The sequence below is a fragment of the Nocardioides sp. P5_C9_2 genome, assembly GCF_054049555.1.
Genome location: NZ_JBFUMD010000481.1, coordinates 1 through 2,968, shown reverse-complemented (window position 1 = coordinate 2,968; position 2,968 = coordinate 1). Strand labels below are relative to the sequence as shown.

At 73.1% G+C, this 2,968-nt stretch carries 2 protein-coding genes; one reads left to right on the top strand and one right to left on the bottom strand.

Annotated features, from left to right (window positions below; translation table 11 throughout):
- Positions 1-569: 5'-3' exonuclease (locus tag ACXJKL_RS18475; RefSeq protein WP_457208464.1), on the bottom strand; the 569-nt coding region annotated here is incomplete at its 3' end.
- Positions 570-719: 150 nt separating this feature from the next.
- Here ACXJKL_RS18475 and ACXJKL_RS18470 point away from each other — a divergent pair.
- Entirely contained in the window at positions 720-2,456 is a 1,737-nt protein-coding gene (locus tag ACXJKL_RS18470) for a GAF domain-containing sensor histidine kinase (RefSeq protein WP_457208463.1), read from the top strand.
- Positions 2,457-2,968 lie beyond the last annotated feature (512 nt).

Below are 2,968 nucleotides of genomic sequence, written 5' to 3'. Positions count from 1 at the left end.
GCGTACGCGAGGTAGCTGTCGGCGGCCACGCCGTACATCGCGTGCAGCCGGGCCGGGTTGAGGAGCGGGGAGCCGTTGATCCCGCCGTCGATGAGCCGCAGCACCTGGGTGTGGTCGCTGATGTGGGCGAAGGCGTCCCGGTCGGAGGTGATGATGACGCAGCTCCAGTCGTGGGTGGTCGCCCACGTGGCCCCCGAGGCGTTGACGTCGTCGGCCTCGAGCCCCTCCGGGGTGAGGGTGGCCAGGCCGAGGGCGTCGAGCAGGGCGCCCGCGCGCTCGAGCTGGTCGACGAGCTCGGGGTCCTTCTCGGCCCGCCCGGCCTTGTAGGCGGGGTAGAGGTCGCGGCGCACCGACGCCGTGCGGTCGTCCAGCCCGAAGATCACCGCGTCGGGCGCGAACCGGTCGATCGCCTCCAGGATCTGGCGCAGCATGCCGTGCAGCGCCCACACCGGTCGGCCGGCCCGGTCGGTGATCCGGGTGTGCGCCCGCGCGTGGTGGTTGCGGTGGAGCAGCGACGGGGCGTCCACGACCAGCAGCAGTCGGCGCGCGGGGGGCTCGGGTGGGGGCATGGCCGCCCCAGCCTGCCACCTGGGGGCGCGCGGACACCGCGGTGCCCTGTGTCCCGTGTCCCTGTGTGAGGTTGCCCCGCACGTGGTACGACGGACGAGCCGCCAGGCGCTAGCCTTGGGGGTGGGCCTGGGTCGGCCCGAGGGGGTCGAATGACCGGGTCCGCTGGAGACGACGACGAGCCGCCTCTCGATGAGCTGCTGTCGAAGTTCGTCGCGCGCGCCCAGGACGTCATGGCGGCACAGAGCCGGTTGCGCGGGCTCCTGCAGGCCAACCGGCTGGTGATCGGTGAGCTGTCCCAGGCGACCGTGCTCGAGCGCATCGTGCAGGCGGCCTGCGAGCTGGTGAGTGCGCCGTACGGGGCGATCGGGGTCATCGACCCCGGCGGCCGCGGCCTCGAGGAGTTCATCCACGTCGGGATCGACGAGGACGGGGCACACCGCATCGGGCACCTGCCGGAGGGGAAGGGGCTGCTCGGGGCGCTCATCGACGACCCACGTCCCATTCGGCTGCGGAGCCTCGCCGAGGACGTCCGCTCGGTGGGCTTCCCGGAGTCCCACCCGCCGATGCGCGGCTTCCTCGGCGTTCCGATCCGGGTCCGCGACGAGGTCTTCGGCAACCTCTACCTCGCCTCGTTGTCGGAGGGTGACTTCAGCGCCGAGGACGAGGAGCTGGTGTCGGCGCTGGCCGCGACGGCCGGCGTGGCCATCGAGAACGCCCGCCTCTACGAGGAGGCCAACCACCGTCAGGAGTGGCTGGAGGCGTCGACCGACATGACCCGGCGGGTGTTGACGCTCTCGAGCGAGGAGGCCCTGCTGGGAGTCGCGACGAAGGTCGCGGAGCTCGCCCGCGCCGACGTGGTGGCGGTGGCCGTGCCCGAACCCGGACCGGACCCGACCGAGCTGCGGGTGGAGGTGGCGGCCGGGCAGGGGGCCGCCGAGGTGACGGGCTTCCGGTACCCGCTGTCGGGCACCATCAGCGAGCGGGTGCTCGCCACCGGAGTCTCGGAGGTCTTCGAGGACGTCGGCAGCCTGCGTCCGCCGTCGCCAGCGCTCATGGTGGCGGAGGTGGTGGCGCTGGGCCCGGTGATGATCATCCCGCTGGCCGGCACCCATGCGGTGCGCGGTGTGCTCGTGGTCGGTCGGGTCCCGGGAGGGCGTGCCTTCCACACCGCGGAGCTCGACATGGCGACCAACTTCGCCTACCACGCCTCGGTGGCCCTCGAGCTGGCCGACGCCCGCCGCGAGGCCCAGCGGATGGCCRTCCTCGAGGACCGGGCGCGCATCGCGCGCGACCTCCACGACCACGTGATCCAGCAGCTGTTCGCCGCGGGCATGACCCTGCAGGCCTCGCTGCCCACGATGGGCCCGGCGTCCCGGTCGATCGACCGGGTGGTCGACATCATCGACGACGCGATACGCCAGATCCGGGCCTCCATCTTCCAGCTCCGCCCACGCACCATCATCGGGGGTGCCGGCCTGCGCGCGACCGTCCTCGACGTCGTCGCGGAGGCGTCGCCCTCGCTCGGGTGGGAGACCACCGCGCTCTTCGCGGGGCCGGTGGACTCCGTGAGTGACGACGGACTCATCGACGACGTCGCGGCAGTGGTCCGCGAGTCGCTGAGCAACGTGGCCCGCCACGCCCACGCCGACCGCGCACACGTGCTGATCTCGATCCTCGGTCCGATGCTGGAGGTGGTCGTCGAGGACGACGGTGTCGGCATCGCCGACCTGGGCCGGATGAGTGGTCTGGACAACCTGCGGCATCGCGCCGAGCGGCGCGAAGGCACCCTGGAGGTGACGCAGGGGGACGGCGGCGGGACCCGTCTGACCTGGCGAGCTCCGTACGCCTCGACCGTCGAGCTGCCGGCGGCCGAGCTCGACGAGTGAGGGGTAGGACCAAGGTCCCTCCGACCCGGGACCCTTGACCCTGAACCCAGTCCGCCGTCCGGGAGATCCTCGAACCGAGGGAGATCTCGATCGGCCGGGCACCGGGTGCCACGCCGGCGGGAGGGAGCCCTCTGGCCCGACGAGTCGGCCACCGCATACCCGTGCTGCCCCAGGGGGGTCGCCGCACGGTCCCGACCCCCCTGCTCACGCAGCAGGGGGTCGGGTGCGGGCCGACCTCGGGCCACTCCCGCGTCGGGGCTCCGACCCCATGGCCGTACCCCATCGGTGGGAGGTTCGTCCGGTGGGAACGGCTCGGCCCCGGAGCGGGACCTAGGTTTCCGGGATGCGAGGACGTCGACTGGTCGCCACCGTGGCGGCCGGGTCGGTGCTGGTGGCCGTCCTCGCGGCACGCGACTCCCGCACCGCGACGGCTGGTGACGCGCACGTCGACGGCTACCCGCAACGCATCGGCTTCGAGCGACCGTCGCCCTCCCTGCCCGAGCGGCCGGGGC